Source organism: Planctomycetota bacterium (genome assembly GCA_018242585.1).
In the GTDB taxonomy this organism is placed as follows: domain Bacteria; phylum Planctomycetota; class Planctomycetia; order Pirellulales; family PNKZ01; genus JAFEBQ01.
This window is the reverse complement of the sequence record JAFEBQ010000016.1, coordinates 137,442-158,246: the sequence shown is the minus strand read 5'-3', so window position 1 is coordinate 158,246 and position 20,805 is coordinate 137,442. Positions and strand designations below refer to the sequence as shown.

General features: G+C 63.4%; 16 protein-coding genes. 6 read left to right on the top strand and 10 right to left on the bottom strand.

What is annotated here, in order from left to right; translation table 11 throughout:
• Positions 1-294: 294 nt before the first annotated feature.
• Entirely contained in the window at positions 295-744 is a 450-nt protein-coding gene (locus tag JSS27_09435; GenBank protein ID MBS0209163.1) for a hypothetical protein, read from the top strand.
• A 210-nt stretch (positions 745-954) separates the two neighbouring features.
• On the top strand, positions 955-2,031 hold the full coding sequence (locus tag JSS27_09430; protein MBS0209162.1) for a formylglycine-generating enzyme family protein: 1,077 nt from the start codon (positions 955-957) through the stop codon (positions 2,029-2,031).
• A gap of 29 nt (positions 2,032-2,060) precedes the next feature.
• On the opposite strand, the gene JSS27_09425 is transcribed toward JSS27_09430, so the two are convergent.
• On the bottom strand, positions 2,061-5,084 hold the full coding sequence (locus JSS27_09425) for a hypothetical protein (protein ID MBS0209161.1): 3,024 nt from the start codon (positions 5,082-5,084) through the stop codon (positions 2,061-2,063).
• A gap of 515 nt (positions 5,085-5,599) precedes the next feature.
• On the bottom strand, positions 5,600-7,915 hold the full coding sequence (locus JSS27_09420; protein ID MBS0209160.1) for a DUF4159 domain-containing protein: 2,316 nt from the start codon (positions 7,913-7,915) through the stop codon (positions 5,600-5,602).
• A gap of 298 nt (positions 7,916-8,213) precedes the next feature.
• Here JSS27_09420 and JSS27_09415 point away from each other — a divergent pair, with 298 nt between their 5' ends.
• Together JSS27_09415 and JSS27_09410 are read left to right on the top strand one after the other, a co-directional pair.
• Entirely contained in the window at positions 8,214-9,200 is a 987-nt protein-coding gene (locus JSS27_09415) for a MoxR family ATPase (protein ID MBS0209159.1), read from the top strand.
• A gap of 200 nt (positions 9,201-9,400) precedes the next feature.
• Positions 9,401-10,297 (top strand): DUF58 domain-containing protein, encoded by an 897-nt coding sequence (locus tag JSS27_09410; protein MBS0209158.1) that lies wholly within the window; start codon positions 9,401-9,403, stop codon positions 10,295-10,297.
• A 14-nt stretch (positions 10,298-10,311) separates the two neighbouring features.
• Here JSS27_09410 and JSS27_09405 read toward each other — a convergent pair whose 3' ends face one another.
• The gene (locus JSS27_09405; GenBank protein ID MBS0209157.1) at positions 10,312-10,593 is read right to left on the bottom strand and encodes a type II toxin-antitoxin system RelE/ParE family toxin; all 282 of its coding nucleotides are present in this window, start codon (positions 10,591-10,593) and stop codon (positions 10,312-10,314) included.
• Positions 10,594-10,625: 32 nt separating this feature from the next.
• Entirely contained in the window at positions 10,626-10,886 is a 261-nt protein-coding gene (locus tag JSS27_09400) for an addiction module protein (GenBank protein MBS0209156.1), read from the bottom strand.
• Positions 10,887-11,146: 260 nt separating this feature from the next.
• Between JSS27_09400 and def the strand changes: the two genes are divergently transcribed.
• Together def and JSS27_09390 are read left to right on the top strand one after the other, a co-directional pair.
• Positions 11,147-11,734: a peptide deformylase gene (gene def, locus JSS27_09395; protein MBS0209155.1), complete on the top strand. Its 588-nt coding sequence runs from the start codon at positions 11,147-11,149 to the stop codon at positions 11,732-11,734.
• 114 nt (positions 11,735-11,848) lie between these two features.
• Positions 11,849-12,844: a methionyl-tRNA formyltransferase gene (locus JSS27_09390; protein MBS0209154.1), complete on the top strand. Its 996-nt coding sequence runs from the start codon at positions 11,849-11,851 to the stop codon at positions 12,842-12,844.
• On the opposite strand, the gene JSS27_09385 is transcribed toward JSS27_09390, so the two are convergent.
• The 6 genes from JSS27_09385 to JSS27_09360 form a co-directional block, all read right to left on the bottom strand.
• On the bottom strand, positions 12,790-14,436 hold the full coding sequence (locus tag JSS27_09385) for a hypothetical protein (protein ID MBS0209153.1): 1,647 nt from the start codon (positions 14,434-14,436) through the stop codon (positions 12,790-12,792). The two genes, JSS27_09390 and JSS27_09385, sit on opposite strands and share 55 nt — an antisense overlap.
• 32 nt (positions 14,437-14,468) lie before the next feature.
• Positions 14,469-15,053, bottom strand: a complete 585-nt coding sequence (locus JSS27_09380; GenBank protein ID MBS0209152.1) for a sigma-70 family RNA polymerase sigma factor — start codon at positions 15,051-15,053, stop codon at positions 14,469-14,471.
• 282 nt (positions 15,054-15,335) lie between these two features.
• Positions 15,336-16,394: a 23S rRNA (adenine(2503)-C(2))-methyltransferase RlmN gene (gene rlmN / locus JSS27_09375; GenBank protein ID MBS0209151.1), complete on the bottom strand. Its 1,059-nt coding sequence runs from the start codon at positions 16,392-16,394 to the stop codon at positions 15,336-15,338.
• Between the two features lie 123 nt (positions 16,395-16,517).
• Complete coding sequence (locus tag JSS27_09370; protein MBS0209150.1) at positions 16,518-17,648, bottom strand: WG repeat-containing protein; 1,131 nt, start codon at positions 17,646-17,648, stop codon at positions 16,518-16,520.
• A gap of 39 nt (positions 17,649-17,687) precedes the next feature.
• Entirely contained in the window at positions 17,688-19,196 is a 1,509-nt protein-coding gene (locus JSS27_09365) for a sulfatase (protein ID MBS0209149.1), read from the bottom strand.
• Positions 19,197-19,392: 196 nt separating this feature from the next.
• Positions 19,393-20,787, bottom strand: coding sequence for a HEAT repeat domain-containing protein (locus tag JSS27_09360; protein MBS0209148.1), 1,395 nt, complete (start codon positions 20,785-20,787; stop codon positions 19,393-19,395).
• Positions 20,788-20,805: the final 18 nt, after the last annotated feature.

Here is a 20,805-nt window from a genome sequence, read left to right as displayed (position 1 = left end):
AGATCGGGCTCGGGCGAGGCAGTGTTCGCCGACGAAGTGCTGGGCGACGCAGGCTTTTTCTTTACAGTGCGCGAAGCAACGGGCACGCGGTATTCTCCTGTTTCGGTGTGCCGGCCGTGCGATGTCACGCGCACCGGCTTGCCAACCCCGCGAATGAATCTATCATCGAACACGCGCCGGCTGCAAATTGCGCCCCTGCGCCCTGACCTTTAGCCCCCGGTCAATGACCGGGGGCGTGCGAGCTTCTACTGTCGTGAACGCTTGAACCCTTCTTGCAATACAACAACCATTGCCATGCGCATCTTCTTGGCCGGCATCATGCAAGGCTCGCACCTGGGGGCGATCCTGCACAACCAGGACTACCGGCCTCGGCTCAAGGAGTTGCTCCGCACGCACCTGCCCAAGGCCGACCTCTATGACCCGTTGGCCGACCATGCCGACTCGCTCGACTACGACGCCGACCGGGGGCGCAAGGTATTCCTGCATCATAACCAGATGTGCGGCCAGGTCGACGTGGTGGTCGCGTTCGTGCCCGAGGCCAGCATGGGGACCGCCATCGAAATCTGGGAGGCCCATCGCCACGGCCGCGTGGTGGTCACCGTCAGCCCGTTAGTTCACAACTGGGCCGTCAAGTTCTTGAGCGACATTCTTTATCCGACCGAAGCGGAGTTCGAAAGCGAACTAGCCAGCGGGCGACTGGCCGAGCGGCTTGATGTGCTGCTCAAGGCGCGCGAGGCGCTGTGAGCGAATTCTCAATACGGTATCGATGGCCCCCGGTCATTGACCGGGGGCTAACGGTGGTGATGCTGACGGTCCAGACACGTTAATAGATCGTTAACTCGTGGCAAATCCCGCGACTTTGGCATGTGTCGCGCGCCGACCCACCCCCGGAACCGTGACGTAGAATTGACGGCGTAGCGGCTTGCTCGGCGAAGCGCGGGGTAGCTTGGCGTCATGTGGCGACACGGTGGGTTCATCGCAGTTCTGGCCGGTGCCTTACTCGGCGTGCCTGGGCTGCTGCGCGCCGCCACACCTTCGTCGACCGCGCCCGAGCCGATCGTCGTCACCAACTCGATCGGCATGACCTTGGCGCTCGTGCCGCCGGGCGAGTTCATGATGGGGCTCGAAGAGCCGATCGGCGACGCCGCGGCCAAGTTTCCCTACGAGGCCGAGAGCCGGCTCCAAAATGAATCGCCGCGGCATCGCGTGCGGATCACCAAGGGGTTCTACCTGGGTCAGCACGAGGTGACGATCGGACAGTTCATGACCTTCTTGCGCGAGTCGGGCTACCAACTCGAAGCCGATCGCGACGGCCGGGCCGATTGGGGTTATGTCGGGGCCAAGTTCGTCAAAGGGACGAACTACCGCCCCTGGTCGCCGGGCTGGCCGATGACGAACGATCATCCGGCGGTCTATGTCTCGTGGAACGACGCCGTAGCGTTCTGCAATTGGCTCGGCGGCAAGGAAGGAATCAAATATCGCTTGCCGACCGAGGCCGAGTGGGAATACGCCTGTCGCGCCGACTCGAACACGCGCTATTCGTTTGGCGACGACCCGGAGCAAGGCGTGCGCTACGGCAACCTGGCCTCGCAAGATTGCCTGCAAATCTCCACCCACCTGTACATCAACAACTTCAGCGCCCACGGCGACAAGCATCGGACCAAGATTCCGATGCCGCTGCTGCACAGTCGCGACGGCTACGCCTGGACCGCGCCGGTCGGCAAGTTCCGCCCCAATGCGTTTGGCATCCATGACATGCACGGCAACGCCCGCGAGTGGTGCAGCGACTGGTACAGCAGCACCTATTACGGCACGTCGCCGGTCGACGACCCGCAAGGGCCGCCGACCGGCACGTCGAAGGTGTCGCGCGGCGGCGGGTTCATTTCGCCGCCGTTCGAGGCCCGTAGCGCCGCCCGCATTGCCACCGAGCCGGACCAGCGGTCCTTCAGCCGAGGTTTCCGCGTGGTGCAGGAGCCCACGGGACCGAAGCTGCCGCTGCGTGGCGAGATGATCGTCACCGCGGCCAATTGAACGCGCGTGCGTGAGCGAAAGCTCACGGCTTATTCAAGGCCGCTCGCGCCGGCCACGGGCAAGGCCTGGCCGCCGACGTTGCCGAACCGCGAGCGCGGAATGATGCGCGGCTCGATCATGAAGTTGATGCCGACGTTGTGCTTGTACGGATCAGCCACGAAGTTGAAGTTCGTCAGGAACGCCTCGCCGATGCGCGTCAACGACAACTGGTTTCCCACCAGGCCGTTCCCCGCCAGGTCGTACGTGATGCCGGCCGACGACAGCCACTTGGGGCTGAGCCGATAGCTGTAGAACGTCGACAACACATCGGCCGTGATTGGGCCGTTCATGGCGTAAAAGCCCAAGTAAAGCTGTCCGCGCGGCGGGCGTGTCAGGGTGATGCCGAACGTGGCGATCTTTTGTCCCTGGTTGAAGAAGTCGAACTGCCCGCTCGAGACCAGCGACAACCGGTCGCCGATGTACCAGCGATAGTCATAGTTCGCCAGGCCCAGCGCCTGGCCAAAGTTATCGCGGTTCGGGTTGGGGAACAGCGTGGCCCCGGCGTCGAGCGTCATCCAGTCGATGATCCGCCGATTGTCGGCGCGGCCGCGCTTGGTCTGCAAGCGCTGTCGCGCGCCAAAGCGGAAGGCCGCGAACCGATCGGCGATTTCAGACGCCGGCGAAGTGACCGAGCTGGCGAGGCCGCTGCGCAGGGCGTAAAACCGCTCGTCGAACTGCGCCGGCATGGTGCCATTCTGGTTATAGATGTTGTATCGCATCCGCTCGCGGAACACTTCCTGGGCGTCGTCGTCCAGCGGGTCGTACAGCGTCATGTTGTTCAGGTGCGTGTTGGCGTCCGAAACGGACAGATCGCCGTCGAGCACGACCTTGTGCGCCAGACCATGCACGTTGAGCAACGAACTTTCGATCGTGGGATCGACTCGCCAGAAGGGAATGTTGGCCCGAATGCCGGCCTGTCCATACAGGCGGTCGACTGAATTCAACTGCAAGTCCTGGCCCCAGTAGCCATACTGGCCCAAGGCGTAAGGCACGACCTTGAAGGGCCCCAGGTCAACGGGCGCGTCGACTTCGTGCGTCGAGATCACCCGCGCGCCTTGCGCGCTGACCATCCACGCCAGCGGCTGCTCTTTCAACGCATCGACCGGGTTCAAACCGCCGCCAGCCACGCGTTCGCGGTAGTAACCGGCCGAGGTATGCTCGTAATAGGTCAGCCGATCCGCCAGGAACGATTGCCCCAGCCAGTAGTGATCGCCGCGCGGCAGTTGTTCGGTCTGGGTCAAGAAGCCGTTCGGACGCATGTCGACATTGACGCCGTACGACATGTTGCCGTCGAGCCGCTTCAGTTGCCCACCGGTGGTGAAATCTTTCTCGGTGTCCCAATCGCGCTCGAAGTATTGCTCGAGGAAGTTGCGATCGGTGATCAGCCATGACTCGGTCTTCAACCGCCAGCCATTCGCTAGCTCTTGCTGATGCCGGGCCTCGATGCGGCCGCGGTTCACCTTTTCGGGAGACAGGTTCATCCGGTCGGAACCGAGCGTATCGGTGCCGCCATCATACGGCAGACCCCAAGCGTCGATGAACCCGCGCGCCGGCCCACGGAGCCCGAACAACTCGTCCCGCGAGTAGCGAAAGTTGGTTCCGCCCGCGAAGCCGCGGTAGCTGAAGTAATCGGCGCTGATCGTCCAAGACGTTCCCTTGGGCTTGCGCTTGATGCCGAGCATCTGGTAGGCGTCGAACCGCGAGAGGAACTGCGTGCCGTAGATATTATCCTGCCGCATGGTCAACTGGCGGATGAACATCGACGGCTCTTCCAGGTCGGTGGCGAACGTCGGCCAATAGAAGACTGGCACCGGCCCGACGTAAACGAAGTTGCCATTGCTGGTCAGCGTCTGCCGGCGATCGATGACCTGCTCGCCTTCTTCATCGACGACGGGCGTGCCGGTCAGGCCGTCGATCACCGGCACGTCCTCGTCCTCGAACACCATCTCGCGCGCTTGCAGCCGGTAGGTCGGCAGTTCGAACTTGCTGGTCGTCACCGAGGTTTCACGCGCCACGAAGCGGTTCTTGCCCACCTGCTGAATCAGATCGCTCTTCAAACGGACCACGCCCAAGTACGACGGGACCGGCGCGTTTAAGTCGGCTTCGACCAACGTGCCCAACTGGTTGTTCACGTCGTAATAGACGCGATTGGCGTAGATGACGCGGTCCCCCTGGCGGAACGTCACGTTCCCTTCCAGGTACAACTCCATCGGCGTGCCGGCGGCCTGGGCCGTCTGGCCGGCCAGGTCGGGCTGCTCGGCGCCACGCGTCCACAGCACCAGTCGATCGGCGGCAATGTCGAGCGTGCCGATCGTCGGATCGTTGTCCACGATCAGATTCACGCCCGAGGTGATCACCGCCACCCACTCTTGTCGCTCGGGCACCGAAAACCACGAGGCCTGCACCCGGGCGCCGCCCCGCGGGTAGGCCCGCAAGCGGCGACCTGCCGACGGCAACGCCGCCGGCGCCGGCACGCCCTCGGGCTGGAACTGGGTGCGGTGGATCGATTGGCCCAACAGCGGGTCGCGCCGCGCCTGGGCGCGCTGGAACACCGCCGGTTTCACGGCCGGTTCCGAGCGCGGCGGCGGTGTGCGGACCACGACCGGCGCGGTGCTAAAGAACTCGCCAAACCAGGTGGCGTCTTGCAGCTTGTAGGGGAAGCCGGCACGCTGGTAATCGATTTGCACCTGGCCTTCGAAGTAGGCCGTGACAAAGTTCTGGCGATCGCCGAATTCGCCCGAGCGCTTGATCCACAGCACGGCTTCGTTGCCGCGGGCCACGGTGGCCCCTTGCTTCAGCGCGCACTGCCCGGTGAGCCACCAGACTTCATACGGCCCTTGCGTCCAGCGATGCGCTTCTTGGGCCGAGATTTCGATCGTCTCGTTCTTGTCGGGTCGGGGCGGCTCGATCTGCGCTTGCAGCGGCGCGGCACAGCTTAGCGACACGACCAGCGCGGCCCCCAGCGCGCACCACCAGCGCCACGGCGCGCGATCGACAGTTCGCGCGCGCGACAAATCGCGCCAACAATTTGGCCGACGAACGAAAAGCAGAAGAGCGTCCTTGCGAACACGCGCAGGCCGGCGATAACTCGGGGAGAGCGACCGGCTTGCGAACCAAACGAGCGATGAGTTGCAGACGAGGAGACTGACCGGGTGGGGCCTGAGTGTTCAGGTGGGGCGGGATTATAGGTTTGCCCCCTGTTCGCAGCAAGGCAACTTGAGGTCCGCTGGCGCTACTCAAGCCGTTTGCCAATAAGCCGTTTACGCTCAGACGCTAGCCCTGCTGGCTGGGGCGTTTTCGAGGCCCACATCGCAGGTGAGTTTCCCGCGTTCAACGTGGGGTAGCCCCGACAACTCGCTTGTCGGGGTCGCGCCAGCGACAAGAGGGCTCGGAACACGGTGAAAATCGCTCGCGATTGCAACCGCTAGCATGCCCTCGTGCGGCTGCGCCGCCCCGACAATGAGTTGCCGCGGCCACCCAAAATCTGCTAGCCCCTCGCCTCTCACCCCTAGCCCCTCTCCGCCCCGCATCACTCGTAGAGCGAGTACATCACCACGTTCAGCCCAATTTGCGCAGCATCCTTGCGCGCATAGCCAGCACACTCGATCGATTCGTGGCGCTCGAGCGAGCAGCTTAGATCGTGCGGCGAGAAGATCACTCCATAGTGCCCGTCGATTTTGATCCCTTCCAGGTCGGGCGGGCCATCGCGCGTGATCAGCTTGCGCGGCCCACCACCGGCCGCCGGCTGCGCTTCGCGCAGGCTCACCGTCCGCACGTCGAAGCCGCCATACTTCTTGGTGAACATCGGGTGCGCCGGCGGAATCCGTTCCAGTGGATGATCGGGAAAGACTGCCGCCATCTCTTGCCGCATCGCGTTCGTAAACTCCGGGCTCGAGCAAATCGAATCGGCCAGAATGCACCCGCCCCGGGCCACATAGGTCCGCAGCTTGGCGCGCTCGGCTTCGCTGAACTTAAAGCTGTGCCGACCGTGCATGAACAGCATGTGATGCTGGAAGAGCGCGGGGTCATCCAGGCTCAGGTCTTCGGCGTCGAGCCGCACCCGCAGTCCCGCTTCGCGCTGGACGATGTTCATCAAGTTCGGCAGCGCGGCCGGCGCCACGTTCCACCCGCCAGCATGGCGCACCTTGCCGACCCAGATTTTGGCCCGCTCGACTTTGTCGCGATCGTGGCTCGCCAGCGGCGGCGCGATTTCATCGAGCTTGCCGCGCAGCTCTCGATTGGTGGCATAGGCCAGCACGTTCAAGCCCAGCGACCGAGCCGCTTCGACCTGCGCGCGTGGACGTCCCCTGAGCCATTCGTCGCGCATCGGCGACGCCACTTCCCAATAACACCCCAGATCCTCGGGACAATACGCCACGGCCGTGCGACAACCGACGTCGATCCCCCACAGCGGCTTCAAATAATTCGAGTCGACTCGCTCTTCGGCCGTCCAGATCGGATGCTCGGGCGGCAGCAAGCGCAGTTCGTGTTCGACCTCGGGGAACATTCGTTTGACCAGCGCGCGGAACGACTGGTCGAAGTCCTTGCCGCCGCAGCATTGCTCGGCGAATAGAAAACCACCCCGATCGACGTAGTCGCGCAGCGACGCAACTTGCGCATCGGTCAGTTGCAACTTGTCGCGCCCCGACAACCAGACGACCGGCGATTGCAGCAAGTCGTCGCTCGACGCACGGGGCCAATCGATCACTTGCCAGGTCATGTCGCGCTTCCAGCGCGTCTCGGCGTACTCGGTCAGATTCCCCAAGTCGTTGGGATGATGGTTCCAGTCCTTGCTCGGCTCGTGCTTCAGCTTGCTGATCAGCACCGGCCGGCGGCCCTTCGACAGAAACAGCAGCGCCAGCGGCGTGGCTACGCTGGGACTATCTTCGCCGGTGCCGGGGCCGACCCACAGCCCCCCCTTGCGGTCCTGCATTTCGACCAGCATGTTGGCCCCTTCGCGATACCAATCGTGGCCGCCCAGGAAGCGTTGATTGGTTAGCCGGCCGACGCGCTCGACGCCGTACAGGTAATAGAGCAGCCAGTTGCGCGCCATGCCCGGGTTGGTTTCGACCTTGAAATGGCTGCCCAGCCATTGCAGCGCGCGCTGCACCGGCGTGTCGTCGGGCGCATCGCCACAGCAACGGATCTGGTCGCCATGCACCTCGGCGCTGGTCTCGGCCAATTCTTCCGACGCGATCACCACGGCCGCAATGCCGGCGCAGGTCATGCTGCCCGTGCCGGGCGCGCCTTCCATGTATCCCCACGACCCGTCCAAGTTCTGGGTTCGCAGCCAATAGGCCAGCGCCAGCTTCCACGTCTGTTTGCTGACGGGCACGCCCACGCGCCGCGCCTCGTGCAAGGCGAGCATGGCGAACTGGGTGTTCGAGTTGTCGCCGGTCCCTTGGCTGTTGCCGTAACCCCAGGCTCCCTTCTTTTCATTTTCGCGAATCTGCTGGCTTTCGAGCCATTGCACGTTCTCGCGAATCCGCAGCAGATCCTTCTGGGGCTCGGCCGCGCAGAGCACGAGCGTCTGGAGCGAACAGGTGTACGTCATCCGCGGCCGCAGGCTGCGCAACAGCGTCAGCGATTTTTGCACCTGCGGATCGTGTACACTGACGCCCGCCGTGATCAGCGACAGGGTACACAGCGCCGTCACCCCGCCGGGCAGGCCCGGGTGCTCTTGCCAGGTGCCGCTCCGCTGGTCCTGCATGGCCAGCAGCTTGGTCGTTCCCAACTCGATCGCCTTGCGGACCCGCTCGGCGTCGATATCGGCCCGGGCCGAGCGGCCCGTGGTGGCAATGACAAGCAGTCCGATCAGCACCAGTCGAGCGGCCATTGAACTCACGATGGCGACCATCCTTTGCTGAAAAGCAACGCCGGAAAAGAACCGCGCTCCGCGACCGTTCGTACAGCAAGCAGATTCATCGAACTGACCTGCTTACATCATAGCATTTGCCCGGCGGAAGCGAACTTGCGAACCCGCCATGCCGCCAGCGCTCGACCGCCGGACGCTGCCGACCGTAGCCCGATCACAAACCAACCGATAAGATACCGGACGTGCCCGACGGCGTCTGACAACATCGAAAGAACCGCTGCGCGAAGGAGCTGCGTTGTCTACCGGAAGTACCCGCAACTTGGGAGACGTGCTGCGCGAGTTCAGCCAACACCGGCGGCTCATGCAGGAGGAATTGCAAAAGGTCATCGTCGGCCAGAACGAGGTGATCGAGCAACTGTTCGCGGCTATCTTTACCCGCGGGCACTGCCTGCTCGAAGGGGTGCCGGGGCTGGCCAAGACGTTGATGGTGAGCACGCTGGCCAAGATTCTGGACGTGCAGTTCAAGCGCATTCAGTTCACGCCCGACCTGATGCCGTCGGACATCACCGGGACCAACGTGCTGGAAGAAGACGAGCACGGCCGGCGGAACTTCCGCTTTGTCGAAGGGCCGATCTTCACCAACATTCTGTTGGCCGACGAAATCAACCGCACGCCGCCCAAGACGCAGGCCGCGCTGTTGCAGGCGATGCAGGAGCGCGAAATCTCGGTCGGGCAGCAGACCTACACCCTGCCCGAGCCGTTCTTCACGATCGCCACCCAGAACCCGATCGAGCAGGAAGGAACCTACCCGCTGCCCGAGGCGCAGCTCGACCGGTTCATGTTCAACATCAAGGTCGGCTACCCGACCGCCAGCGAAGAGGAACAGATTCTCGCCGCGACCACGCGCGGCGAGCGCCCCGAGGTGCGCAAGGTGTTGTCGGGGCGCGCGATCCTGAATCTGCAAAAGCTGGTCAACTCGGTAGCGGTCAGCGAGTACATCATCAAGTACGTGTCGCGGCTGGTCCGGGCCACGCGCCCCAAGGACCCCAGCGCGCCGAAATTTGTGCAAGAGCTGGTCGATTGGGGAGGGGGTCCGCGCGCCGGGCAGTTCTTGATTCACGGCGGCAAGGCGCTGGCCGCGATGGATGGCCGCTTTTCGGTGGCCATCGAAGACATCCAGCGCGTGGCGGTCCCGGTGCTGCGACACCGCATCAGCACGAACTTCCAGGCCCAGGCCGAAGGGATGAGCAGCGAAGAAGTGATCCAACGGCTGATCAAGGAAATCCCCGTGCCGGAAATTCCGAAGTTCGAGTGAGCGGAGAGTTTGAACCGCAAAGACGCAAAGGGCGCAAAGAATACCAAAGACATTTGAAACGCAGAGATCGCAGAGAGACGCGGAGAAACTTTCATATCAACTTCCCTCTCCGCGATTCTCAGAGTCCCCCGCGATTCAACTCTTTTGCAATTTCCTTTGCGTCTTTGCGCTGAAAAACCTGCTGAACTGAAGCTCAACAGATGACCGCGGCTGAGAAGTATTTACGCCCTGACGTTGCGCGGCAGATTTCGCGGCTTGATCTGCGCGCGCAGTTCATCGTCAAAGGCTTCTTGCAAGGTCTGCACGCCAGCCCGTTCCAGGGCTTTTCGGTCGAGTTCAGCGAGCACCGCAAGTACACCCCAGGGGACAATCCGCAAGACATCGACTGGCTGGTCTACGCCAAGACCGACAAGTACTACGTCAAAAAGTTCGAGGCCGAGACGAACATCACCGGCTACCTGGTGATGGACCTGAGCCGGTCAATGGCCTACACCTACCGGCAGCAGATGAACAAGTTCGACTACGCCATCTGCCTGGCCGCGGCCCTGGGCTACTTGATGATCCACCAGCAAGACCCGGTCGGCCTGATCACCTTCGACGAGCGAATTCGCAACAGTCTGCCCCCTCGGTCCAAGCGCACGCAGTTGGCCAATATCTTGTCGCTGCTGGCCAAGCTGCAACCGACCGGCAAGACCGAGATCGCCAAGTCGATCATCCAGATCGCCGCCATGCTCAAGCACCGCAGTCTGGTGATGATCTTCAGCGATCTGCTGGCCGACCCGGAACCGGTGCTGCGCGCGCTGCATCGACTGCGCCACGGCGGGCATGACGTGATCTTGTTCCACATTTTGGACGAAGCCGAGGTGCGGTTTCCGTTCGACGGCATGGTCGAGTTGGAAGACCCCGAGGCGAACGAGAAGCTGACGCTCGACGCCGCCGGCTACCGGCACGAATACCTGGAACAGATCGAGTCGTTCCGCGACGAGTATCGCCGCGACTGCGCCCAGACCGGCGTCGACTATGTGCCGCTGGACACCAGCATGCAATTCGACCGCGCGCTGATGGAATACCTAATCAGCCGCCGCACGCGGTGCTGAGAGCCAGGAACCAATCATTCGCCCCGCTTCAATCGCGGCAGCCAATAAAACGGCCGACGGCTGGCGTGACTCACCGCCACAACGGTCACTTGCTCATTTGCAACCGCATACACCACTAGATACGGAAACGGTGCAAGGCGAATGCGGCGAACGCCACGAGAGCTGGGAAGCCCTTCCAGCAGGGGCGCGCGCTGCGGAGCAAGACTGATCTGCCGCAGCGACTCGCCGAACGTCGATAGAAACCTGGCCCCCAACCCGACCGACTGGTTGTCGTACCAAAGGGACGCTTCGCTCACTTCGAGCTCAGCTCGTGGGAGTACAATCACCTTCACGAGGACGCCTGCTGCTTGCGGAAGGCGGCCAATCGCTCGTGCAAGCGAACTAGAACCTCATCGGCATCCAAGCCTTTGACCTCGCCGCGCTCATACTCCGCCAGCCGTCGCTCGATCTCCGCTGACCACGCCGCAGCGATTTCAGGGGTGGCAAAACCGTCGTTCGACAGGCTCTGCTCCAACACGTCGGCAACGTACATGCGGTCTTCGGCATTCAGCGCCAATGCCTGTTGAGCGATTTGTTCTCGCGACATCATGGTTCCACTCCCGATTGGCTTCCGATATACCCATCGTCGCATTCGATCGAATAAATGTCGAGCATTATCGGCGATTTCTGCATGCATCAACTGCGTCACTCACCCTCCCTGCCCCCTTGCTCCCCTGCGTTCTCCGCCGTCTCCTCTCCGTGCAAACCTCCGTGCCTCGGTGTCTCCGTGGTTAGTCCCCACCAGCCCTGCCCCAAGACTGCCCGGCTGGCTATAATTGTCCGTTTCCCTGCCGATCGGAGATTGCTGGCGTGCCGCTGCGCATTATCACCTACCCGCACCCTACGCTTCGTCGCAAGGCGCTCCCGCTGCGCCGCGTCGATGCCGAGCTGCGCGGCATGGTCGCCGAGATGTTCGAGCTGATGTACAAGCACAAGGGGTGCGGGCTCGCCGCCACGCAAGTCGATTTGCCCTATCGGCTGTTCATCGTCAACGAGTCGGGGGATCCGGGCTTGAAGGACGAGGAGTTCGTCATTTTGAATCCGGTCCTCAGCAAGCACAAAGGCTCCGAAGAAGACGAAGAAGGTTGCTTGAGCCTGCCGGGCCTTTACGCCCAGGTGCGGCGGCCGGCCCAGGTGTCGCTCGAAGCGTTCGATCTTGCCGGCAAGCCGATCCGGCTGGAAGCCAAGGGGCGCTTCGCCCGGGTGTTGCAACACGAGAACGATCACCTGGATGGGGTGCTGTTCATCGATCGGCTCAGTCCGACCCAGTTGCTGGCGTCGAAGGATCAGATTGCCGAGTTCGAAACCGAGTTCGCCCAGCGGCGCGAGCGGGGCGAGATTCCCGGCGACGCGCAAATCGCCGCTCGCATCGCCGAACTCGAAGCCCAGCGCAGCTAACCAAGGGCGGCCACCGTGACAGAAAACGCCCGCCCCAACGACTCCGACTCGTCACCCTCCCACGCCCCCACACCCCCACTCCCCCACGGTTCCGCCCCACTCCGCATCATCGTCATGGGAACCGGCCCGTTCGCGGTCCCCATGTTCGAGGCGCTGCTCGCTTCGCGTCATCAAGTGTTGCTGCTGGTCACCAAGCCGCGCCCCGCGGAGCATGGCCGCGGCGGCCCGCCGCCGAATCCCATGCGCGCAGCCGGCGAGCGGCACAACATTCCGATCTTCGACCCCGAGTCGATCAACACACCCGAAGCGCGCGACGAGTTGGCCAAGCACCAGCCCGACGTCCTGGTCGTGGCCGACTACGGTCAAATCCTGGCCCCCGAGACACTGGCCCTGGCGCGGCTGGGGGGTGTGAACCTGCACGGGTCGCTGTTGCCCAAATATCGCGGCGCGGCGCCGATCAATTGGGCCATCTATAACGGCGACGCCGAAAGTGGCGTGACGGTAATTCAAATGACGCCGCGCGTCGACGCCGGGCCGGCGCTGGCGATCACAAGTACGCCGATCGAGCCCGATGAAGACGCCGTGGCTTTGGAACACCGCCTGTCGCAACTTGGCGCGCCGCTGGTGGTTACGGCGCTCGAACAACTAGCGGCGGGCCAATCGGGCGCTATTCCACAAGACCCGGCGTTGGTGTCACCGGCGCGCCGCTTGCGCAAGACCGACGCCGCGATCGACTGGCAACGCACGGCCCAGCAGCTCAAGGATCAGGTCCGCGCGTTCGAACCGTGGCCGCGCACGTTGACGTTCTTGCATCGCGCCCACGGCGGCGCGCCGCTGCGGCTGATCCTCGGTCACGTGCAAATCGTCGCGAGCGATGCCCCGCAACGAGCGCCGGGCCAGGTCGCCCACGCGGGTAAGCAAGCCGCGAGCGGCGAAACCGAATTGCTCGTGCAAACCGGCGCTGGGCAGTTGCGAATCGATTCGCTGCAACCTGCCGGCAAACGGATGATGAACGTCGCCGAGTTCCTTCGCGGCCATCCGATCGACGTCGGCGATTACTTCGGCCCCGAGTCGCCGTCGGCAACTGGCGGCGGCGCGGCAGGACGCTGATTCTCCGGCGGCTTCGGCCCCTCGCCAGGTTTAGCGCCATCCTTGGGTTTAGCACCGTCGTTGGGCGCGCCACCCATGCCGCGATTTACGCCCGGCCGACCCTGTGGGGTCTGATTCTGATTGCGCGGGCCAAACTGATTCGGCCGGTTGAACGGCGGCTGGCCGCCCGGCTCGATGTTGCCGCGCTCGTTCGGCTTGCCCGGCTCGCCGTTCGGTCGGCGACGATTCGCCCCCGAGTTGTCACTCGGCGACCCCGCCGGACGATTCGGCACCAGACTCTGAATTTGGTAGAGCCGCCAGAGTTGCTGCTTCATTTCCTCGGCCGGCAAACCCATCAGCCGCTGGCGATCGGCGTCGGACAATTCGTGCTGGAAGAAGTTCCACATCCGCTCCGGCGTCAACTCACCTTGCTGCGCCGCGGTCTTCCGCATGGCCAGCGTCATCAGCCCTTGCCGCATCCAGGCGGTCAGAACTTCCAGCTTCTGTTGCGGCGTGGTGGCTTTGTTCAATTGCTCGCGCGCGGGCTCGGACAACTGCTCGCGCAGCGTCATCAAGTCGTTGAAGACCGGCCCACGCCCTTGGTCACCAGCGAAACCTTGTTGTAGCGCAATGCGGCGGACCAGTCGCTCGGCCTCGGCCGGTCCCAGTCGAGCAAGCAGCTTCTCGAGCCAGTCGGCCACGGCTGCCGCGTCGGCCGGGGTGAGCCGGCGTGTCATGTCGAACCGCTCGGCACGACGGGCTTCTTGCATTCGCTGGATGCGTTGCTCGCCCGGCAAGGCGAGCAGTTCCTGCCGCTGAGCCGCCGGCAACCGATTCAACGCCAAGTCATAGCGGACCAGCAGCTCGCGCAGCGCCGCGCCGTCGGCAGCCGAGTTGATGTCTCGATCGAGCTGTCTAAGTCGTTCGCGCTCGGCTTCGTCAAGCCGCTGGTAGCGATCGTACTTGTCGAGCAGTCGTTCCCGATCGGCGGGGGCAAGCTTGGCAACACGTTCGCGCCGCTGACTCAACCTCTCGCTGACAGCAACCTTCGCTTCAATGGTTTCGCCAGGTCGATTCGCCGCTGGCAACTTGCTGTCCGCTGGCTTGCTGCCCGACGACTTGTCAGTGAACAGCCCGCTGGCCTGCAATTTGCGCAGGAAGTCGATGCTTTCGGCGTGCCGATAGGCGTCCAGGTTTTCGATCACCGGCAAGTCTGCGAGCAGCAGCCGATTCGGGTCGGGGCGCGCGAGCGCCACGCCCAGGAACCCCCCCGCCGCGGCCAAGAACAACGCCGCCGGCCACAACACCCAGCGCCGCGACGCACCGGCTGCGGTCGTTTCGAGCGCGGCCTCGTCGGCTTCGCGGACGGCGGCCATGGCCAAGGTCGTGGAGGTGAAGGTCGACGCCACCTCCTGCCGGGGCAGATCGTCGAGCATCCGCCACGCCTTCTCCAGGTGTTGCAACTGCTGGCGCAGCGCCGGCTCGGCGGCCAAGCGCTCGTCGATCTGCCGGCTTTGCTCGGCATCGAGCTCGCCGTCGAGATACGCCGTCAATTGCTCGAACGTCGCCTGGCTGGCGTCGGGCGTTTCGTCTTTTAAATCAGACTCAGACATGCTCGGTCTTACACTTTTACTGGGCGTCGCACTTACTGGGCTTCACGCTGCCGACCGGTTGCCAGGTAGGGTTCCAGCACCTCGCGCAACTGCACGCGGGCGCGCGATAACAACGACTTCACCGCCTCGGGCGATAGCTCCATCGTCTCGGCAATGTCGGCGTAGCTCATGTTCTCGAACTTGTTCAACAGCACCGCCAATCGCTGGCGCTCATTCAATGAATTGAGCGCCTGGCGGACCTGAGCCCTTAGCTCGGCCTTGTCGACCTGCCGCGCCGGCATCAGCCCGCTGGCGGCCAGGGCGATTTGCTCGAGCGGCATCGTCGTGGTCGTGGCCACGCCGGCCGGCGCGACCATTTGCACTTCGCGCCGCCGGGCCAACGTCCGCCGCGCGTTGCTGGCCACGTTGTTGGCGATGGTAAACAGCCAGGTCGAAAACTTCGAGCCGGGCGTGTACTTCTTTCGCGCGCGATAGATCCGCAAGAAGACCTCCTGGGCCAGGTCTTCGGCCAGCTCGGCGTCGCTGACCAGGTGGGTGAGCACCGTGACCAGCCGATTCTGGTAGCGCAACACCAGTTCCTCGAAGGCCGTGGCGTCGTCGTTGCGCACCGCGAGCATCAGCCGGACGTCGGGGTCCCGCAGCGCATAGGTCGACGACGAACTCAGGCCGTTGGACAAGGGCGCTCTTCCTCGAATCTGCTCCGCACTCGATTAAACCCCGGCCGCGCCGGGAAAGTTTCCCGCCGTTTGCGCTCGGACGACTTTCGCACGCTCAGCACGCAACTCGGGAGTTTGTAGCGCAAGATTACCCAAGCCGGCGACTTTGTCGCCTTTGATCGGCGGCAGAGCCGCCGGCTTGGTTTCCGCTACACTATCACGGAAAGCGCTCAAGCCGAGTGTTTAACCGCTCGGCAGCGGTGCTAGCGTCACCACGTCGACGTTCGAGCGGCGCAATTGGCCACAGGCGGCGTCGATCTGATCTCCTTTGCGGACACGCACTTGCACGTTAACTCCGCCGCGTCGCAGGATGTCCAAAAACGCGGCTTGGTCGCGCGCGGTCGGCGTCTGGTAGGGCAAGCCCGAGACCGGGTTATAAGGAATCACGTTCAGCATGGCCGTCCGCCGGGACAACAGCCCGACCAGTTGCTTGGCGTGCTGGGGTCGATCGTTCAGACCGCCGAGCAGGACGTACTCGAACGTCAGCCGTCGCCCCGAGGCCTCGAAGTAGCGATCGGCCGCGGCCAGCACGGCGGCCAGCCCGATGTTTTTGTTGACCGGCACCAGTTGATTGCGCAACTCGTCGTTGGGCGCGTGGAGCGACACGGCCAGGTGGTAGTGGGCTTCTTCCTGGGCCAACCGGTCGAGGGCCGGTGGCAGCCCGACGGTCGAGACGGTGACCCGCCGCTGACTGATGCCGAAGCATTCGGGATCGCAAATCGTCTTCAGCGCCGGCAGCAAGTGATTCAGATTGGCCAGCGGCTCACCCATGCCCATCACCACGACATGGCTCAAGCGCTCTTCAGCCGGCAGCAGCCGCGACAGACGCAACATCTGTTCGATGATCTCGCCGGTGGTCAGGTTGCGGGCCACGCCGTCCAGGCCGCTGGCGCAAAACACACAGCCCATCGCGCAGCCGACTTGGGTGCTGATGCAGACCGTGCGGCGTTCCCCTTCGCGAATCAGGACGCACTCGATCCGGTGCTTGTCGTGCCATTCGAGCAGTAGCTTTTCGGTCCCGTCGCCGGCCTGCTTGTGAGTGACGATCTGGCTGGTCCAGAGGGTGAACTCGGACTTCAAGGCGTCACGAACCGCGCGCGGCAAGTCGGACATGTCGTCGAACGACGCGGCCCGGGACTGGTAGAGCCAGCGGCGGATTTGCGCGGCGCGATACGCGGGCAGCTCGCGCTCGGCAAGCCAGGCTTTGAGGTCGTCGAAGGAAAGGTCGAGGATGGGGCGCATGGCTCCATTCTACCCGGCCGAATCGGCCCAAGCCCAGGGGCCGCCTTCCCCGCGAATTGCAGCACTTTTTCGCCACGGAGGCACGGAGCCACGACGGACGTAGAAGAAAGAAAAGGACCAATACTATCTCTCGCGGATCCGTTTGTTTGTTTTGTCGATGTACCAGGATCCTCCTCGCCCATCCACGGAGGCGAGCCCGCCGACGAACTCAGATCTGTTTTCAAACTGGGGCTCCATTACCCATCTGCCATCGCGGTCGATGAATCCCCACTTCTCGTCCTTCCACACGCACGCCAACCCGTCCGAAAACTCTAAGGCGATTTCCAAGCCCAAACTGATCACGACCTTCCCGTCGTGGTCGATGTAGTACATCTCGCCCTCTGGTCCACCATTGTCCGTTACAACGGCTCTGCCCTCGGAAAACTCGTATCCGTTTGCGAATGGGCCCGCGATTTTCACATTGCCGTGCTGATCGATATACCGGCAGTCGCGCAACGGCGAGTTTCGAATCAATAGTACATCGTCGACAGCAGCAAGCCCTTCGGAAAAGTCTCCTACGTACGGATACTGAGGATTAATCTGAAAACTTCCGGTTCGATCAATGAATCCCCATTTGCCGTCTTTCTTCGCGCGAGCGAGACCCTCGAAAAAATCGCCCACGTCTTCGAACTGAAGTTCGATCGCAACCTTGCCAGAGGTGTTGATATAGCCCCACTTGCCTCCCTTGACATCGCCGCGAAAGACACGAGCCCCTTGATTCACCCTCGCCAAGCCTTCAGAGAAGTCGCCGGCAACGTCAAACCACTCTGTTGATATTTGCTTCCCATCCAATCCAACAAACGAGAACCGCTCGAAATTACCGACAAACATCTTCAGCTCGTTCTGCCGCTTGGCAACACGCGCTCGACCGTTTGAAACGCGATAGATCCTGTCGTATTCCGGCACGGCCAAGAATTCACCTGACGAGTTAAGCAGACCTTTGACACCGCCTTTCTCGGTCACCGCTACGTCATCGAAAAAATCACCAGGGCCGCCAAATTCAGGGGCAATGACAGTCTTCCCCTCGCGATTCATATATCCCCAAGCACGACCGTCGTGATAAGGAAAAAGCGTGCGTGTGAACTGCCTAAGATTGGAGGACGCCTGTTCGATCGGCGGGTCGGCTGAATGTGCCGGTCTTTCGACCGTTGACCGATCGCACCCCCAAATAAAGACGCATGGCAGAATCGCGGCCGTAATCAGGCGTTTTGTCATGATTCGATTCCCGACCCGTTGGGTAATCCAGTGGAAATTCTATTTCCCCTTCGGCGGTTGCTTCGGCTTGAAGTCGGGGTTTACCGTCGGCAACCGCGCGCCGATCGATTCGCGCCACGCGGCTAGTTGCGCCTTCAGTTCCTTGGCGCGCTCGGGTTGATCGGCGGCCAGGTTCTTTTGTTCCCCCAGGTCACTGGCCAAGTCGTACAACTCCAACCGCCCGTCCTCGAAGTACTCGATCAGCTTCCACGTGCCGGCGCGGACCGCGCTGGCCGGCGACGTGGTGTGATAGTAGTGGGGGTAATGGAAATAGAGCGCCTCGCGCGCCAGCTGCTGTGTCGGCTCCTTCAGCACCGGCGTCAGATCGAGTCCGTCGGTCACCGCATCCTTCGCCGGCGGCAAGCGGGCCGCCGTGGCCAACGTGCACGGCAAGTCCATCGTCACGACCGGCGTCGTGCTGACAGCGCCGGCGGGCGTGACCCCCGGCCAGCGGACGATCAACGGCACACGCACGCCCCCTTCATAGAGCGAACCCTTGCCCGAGCGCAGCGGCGCGTTGTCGGTCACCGGCACGGCGTCGCGGCGCTCGCGGCCGACGTAGCCACCGTTGTCGCTGGTAAACAGGATCAACGTGTTGTCGGCCAGGCCGCGCTTTTCCAAGCGATCCATCACGCGGCCGACGCTTTCGTCCAGACTCTTGATCATCGCGGCGTACGTGGCGTGACGGTGCTTCATGTCGGGGCGCACTTTGGCCTGAAAGTACGACACGTCGGCCGGCTTGGCTTCGATGGGCGTGTGCGGCGCGTGATGGGCCAGGTACAGCAAGAAGGGCTGGTCGCCGGCGCGATCGATCACATGCAACGCCTCGTCGGTCAGCCGGTCGGTCAGGTATTCCCCCGGCTTGCCGAATTCCAAATGGGGCACGTAGCGATACTCGTTGCCGTACATCCCCTGCCCACGGTACGGGTAGAAGAACGTCTGGGGCGCACCCCACAAGGTGCCGCCGATGTTGATGTCGAACCCGTGCGTCTCGGGATAGTGAAGCGGATCGCCGAGGTGCCATTTGCCGACGAGCGCGGTCAGATAGCCGGCCTGCTGCAAGCGCGACGCGATCGTCGTTTCGGTGCGGGACAAGTTATGCTCGGCCGGCGGCGGAATGAGCCGTTGCGGTTTGGGCGGCTCGAAGGCGGCCTCGGCCCAGATGGTCATGCCCAAGCGGGCCGCGTGCTTGCCAGTCATCAAACAAGCGCGCGTCGGCGTGCAGACGCTCATGGCGTAAGCGTCGGTGAACCGCACCCCCTCGCGGGCCAGCCGATCCAAGTGAGGCGTCTCGTGCAAGTCAGCGCCGTAACACCCTAGATCGGCCCAGCCGAGGTCGTCGGCTAAAACGACGACGATGTTCGGCGGCCGATCCGCGCGCGCGGCATGGGCCAGCGGCAACGGAAACAACTCATTGGCAAGCGCCAAGAGAACGACCGCCGCGACAAGCAACCGACCGTCCACGCCTTGCCGCGCCGTGCCGCGCCGCTTCAGCACTTTGAGCAACATTGGTGCATCTCGAACCCGAGATTGTCACAACATCTAGTTTGCCGCCAACGTGATTCTCAAGATGGCGAACATGGCCAGCCAGACGACAAGGTCCGAGCGGAATGCCGGGTGTCGGGTCGGCCGCGCAATAGCTTCGCGGCGCCAACTTGATCGCGCCTCGCGCAGGTCAGCTCCGGCGCGATCAATCCTAGCGCGACTATTTGCCTTTTGTGGCCCGGTCCCAGGTTTCGCCCCGCTTGTAGCGGTTGGCCCGTTCAACCACCTCGGGATTGCTGGTCGCGGCGATCACCTTGTCGAGCGCCTTGTCGAACTCGGCCTTGTTCGGGTCGCGCACCTCGCGATGGTGAGCCAGTTCGACGATCGTCTCGCAAGCAATCTGGGCAAACGGCGACTCGTCCACGTAGGGCAGCACGAACCGTAGCGTGTCGACGTCATACGATGTCCGCGCCAGGCGAATCACCAGCGTCTTCTCCTCGTCGGTCTGCGCTTCCTTGATGGCTTGCTTCATCCGGTCCAGGCGCTGCTTATCGTTCCGCTTGTCGCGCATCGACGCGACTTTGACGTAGCCTTGAAAGGCCGTGGCCCGATCCGCGGGCGAGCCGGCCTTGCGCGCGATTTCCAGCAGCGTGTCGGCCGGGCTGGCGTCGGGCCACTTGGTCAGAGCGTCGACCCCCAGCTTGCGGCGGGCGGTATCCGAACCGGTGGCGATGTCAGCCACGAACTTGATCAGCTTCTTGCCGCCCACTCGACCGACAAGCGACAACAACTGGTCCCGCTCGGCCGGCGACACCGTGTCGAGCGCCTTGATCAGCGCGTCGCCGCGGCGGTCTTCATTGTCGATCCGCGCGCAAATCAGCGCCACGTTCTTCTCGGCCTCGTCGCGCTCGCCCCCCTTGGGCGCTTTGAGCACGGCGACCAGCATGGGGCCAATCTGCTCGGGCCGGCCGATCTGTCCCAGCGCCTTCACGGCCGCGGTGCGAACCTGGGCGTTGTCGTCAAGCGCGGCCGTCAGGAAGGTCGGAATCTCGTCGCTGGCGCGTCGCGTGGCCAACACTTCGATCAACGCCGCCTTCACCACCGGCGAGGCGCTCTTCAAATCGGCGGCCAAAGCGCTCGTCACGGCGTCACCGCGCATCTGAGTGAGCGCCAGCTTCGCGGCCGCGCGCTCGACGGCCGATTGAGCCGATAGCGCGGTAATAATCAACGGCAGTTCATTGGCCGAACCCAAGGCCGCCAGCGCGCCCAGGGCCGCGCCGCGGACGCTTTCATCGCCACTGGCGGCCAACAACTTCAGCACAGCGGGTCGAGCGGCCTTGTCGCCCCGGTCGGCCAGCGCGCTGAGCAAGCCGACCTGCTGGGCAGGCTCTTTCAATTGCTCCAACAGCGCGGCAAACTCCTTGGTCGCGGCCTCGCCCGCAAAGGCGCTGCGCACCTGGTCGAGCGCCGCCGCGCGGAACTCGGGATCGCTGTCAGCGATCAACTTGACGACCATCGCGCGACCCGATCCCTCCTTCTCCCCCGCCGGCGCGATGCCCGCCGTCGCGTGCCACAACAGCCCCAAGGCCAGGCAACCCATCATCGTTCGTAACATGGATATCTCCGCGAGAGT

Coding starts and splice junctions, on each gene's coding strand:
- rlmN (MBS0209151.1), bottom strand. CDS start 16,394: ATGCGCCCCATCCTCGACCTTTCCTTCGACGACCTCAAAGCCTGGCTT.
- JSS27_09400 (MBS0209156.1), bottom strand. CDS start 10,886: ATGATGTCGCGAGAACAAATCGCTCAACAGGCATTGGCGCTGAATGCC.
- JSS27_09435 (MBS0209163.1), top strand. CDS start 295: ATGCGCATCTTCTTGGCCGGCATCATGCAAGGCTCGCACCTGGGGGCG.
- JSS27_09430 (MBS0209162.1), top strand. CDS start 955: ATGTGGCGACACGGTGGGTTCATCGCAGTTCTGGCCGGTGCCTTACTC.
- JSS27_09380 (MBS0209152.1), bottom strand. CDS start 15,053: ATGCTCGCGGTGCGCAACGACGACGCCACGGCCTTCGAGGAACTGGTG.
- JSS27_09390 (MBS0209154.1), top strand. CDS start 11,849: ATGGGAACCGGCCCGTTCGCGGTCCCCATGTTCGAGGCGCTGCTCGCT.
- JSS27_09370 (MBS0209150.1), bottom strand. CDS start 17,648: ATGACAAAACGCCTGATTACGGCCGCGATTCTGCCATGCGTCTTTATT.
- JSS27_09365 (MBS0209149.1), bottom strand. CDS start 19,196: ATGTTGCTCAAAGTGCTGAAGCGGCGCGGCACGGCGCGGCAAGGCGTG.
- JSS27_09360 (MBS0209148.1), bottom strand. CDS start 20,787: ATGTTACGAACGATGATGGGTTGCCTGGCCTTGGGGCTGTTGTGGCAC.
- JSS27_09385 (MBS0209153.1), bottom strand. CDS start 14,436: ATGTCTGAGTCTGATTTAAAAGACGAAACGCCCGACGCCAGCCAGGCG.
- JSS27_09410 (MBS0209158.1), top strand. CDS start 9,401: ATGACCGCGGCTGAGAAGTATTTACGCCCTGACGTTGCGCGGCAGATT.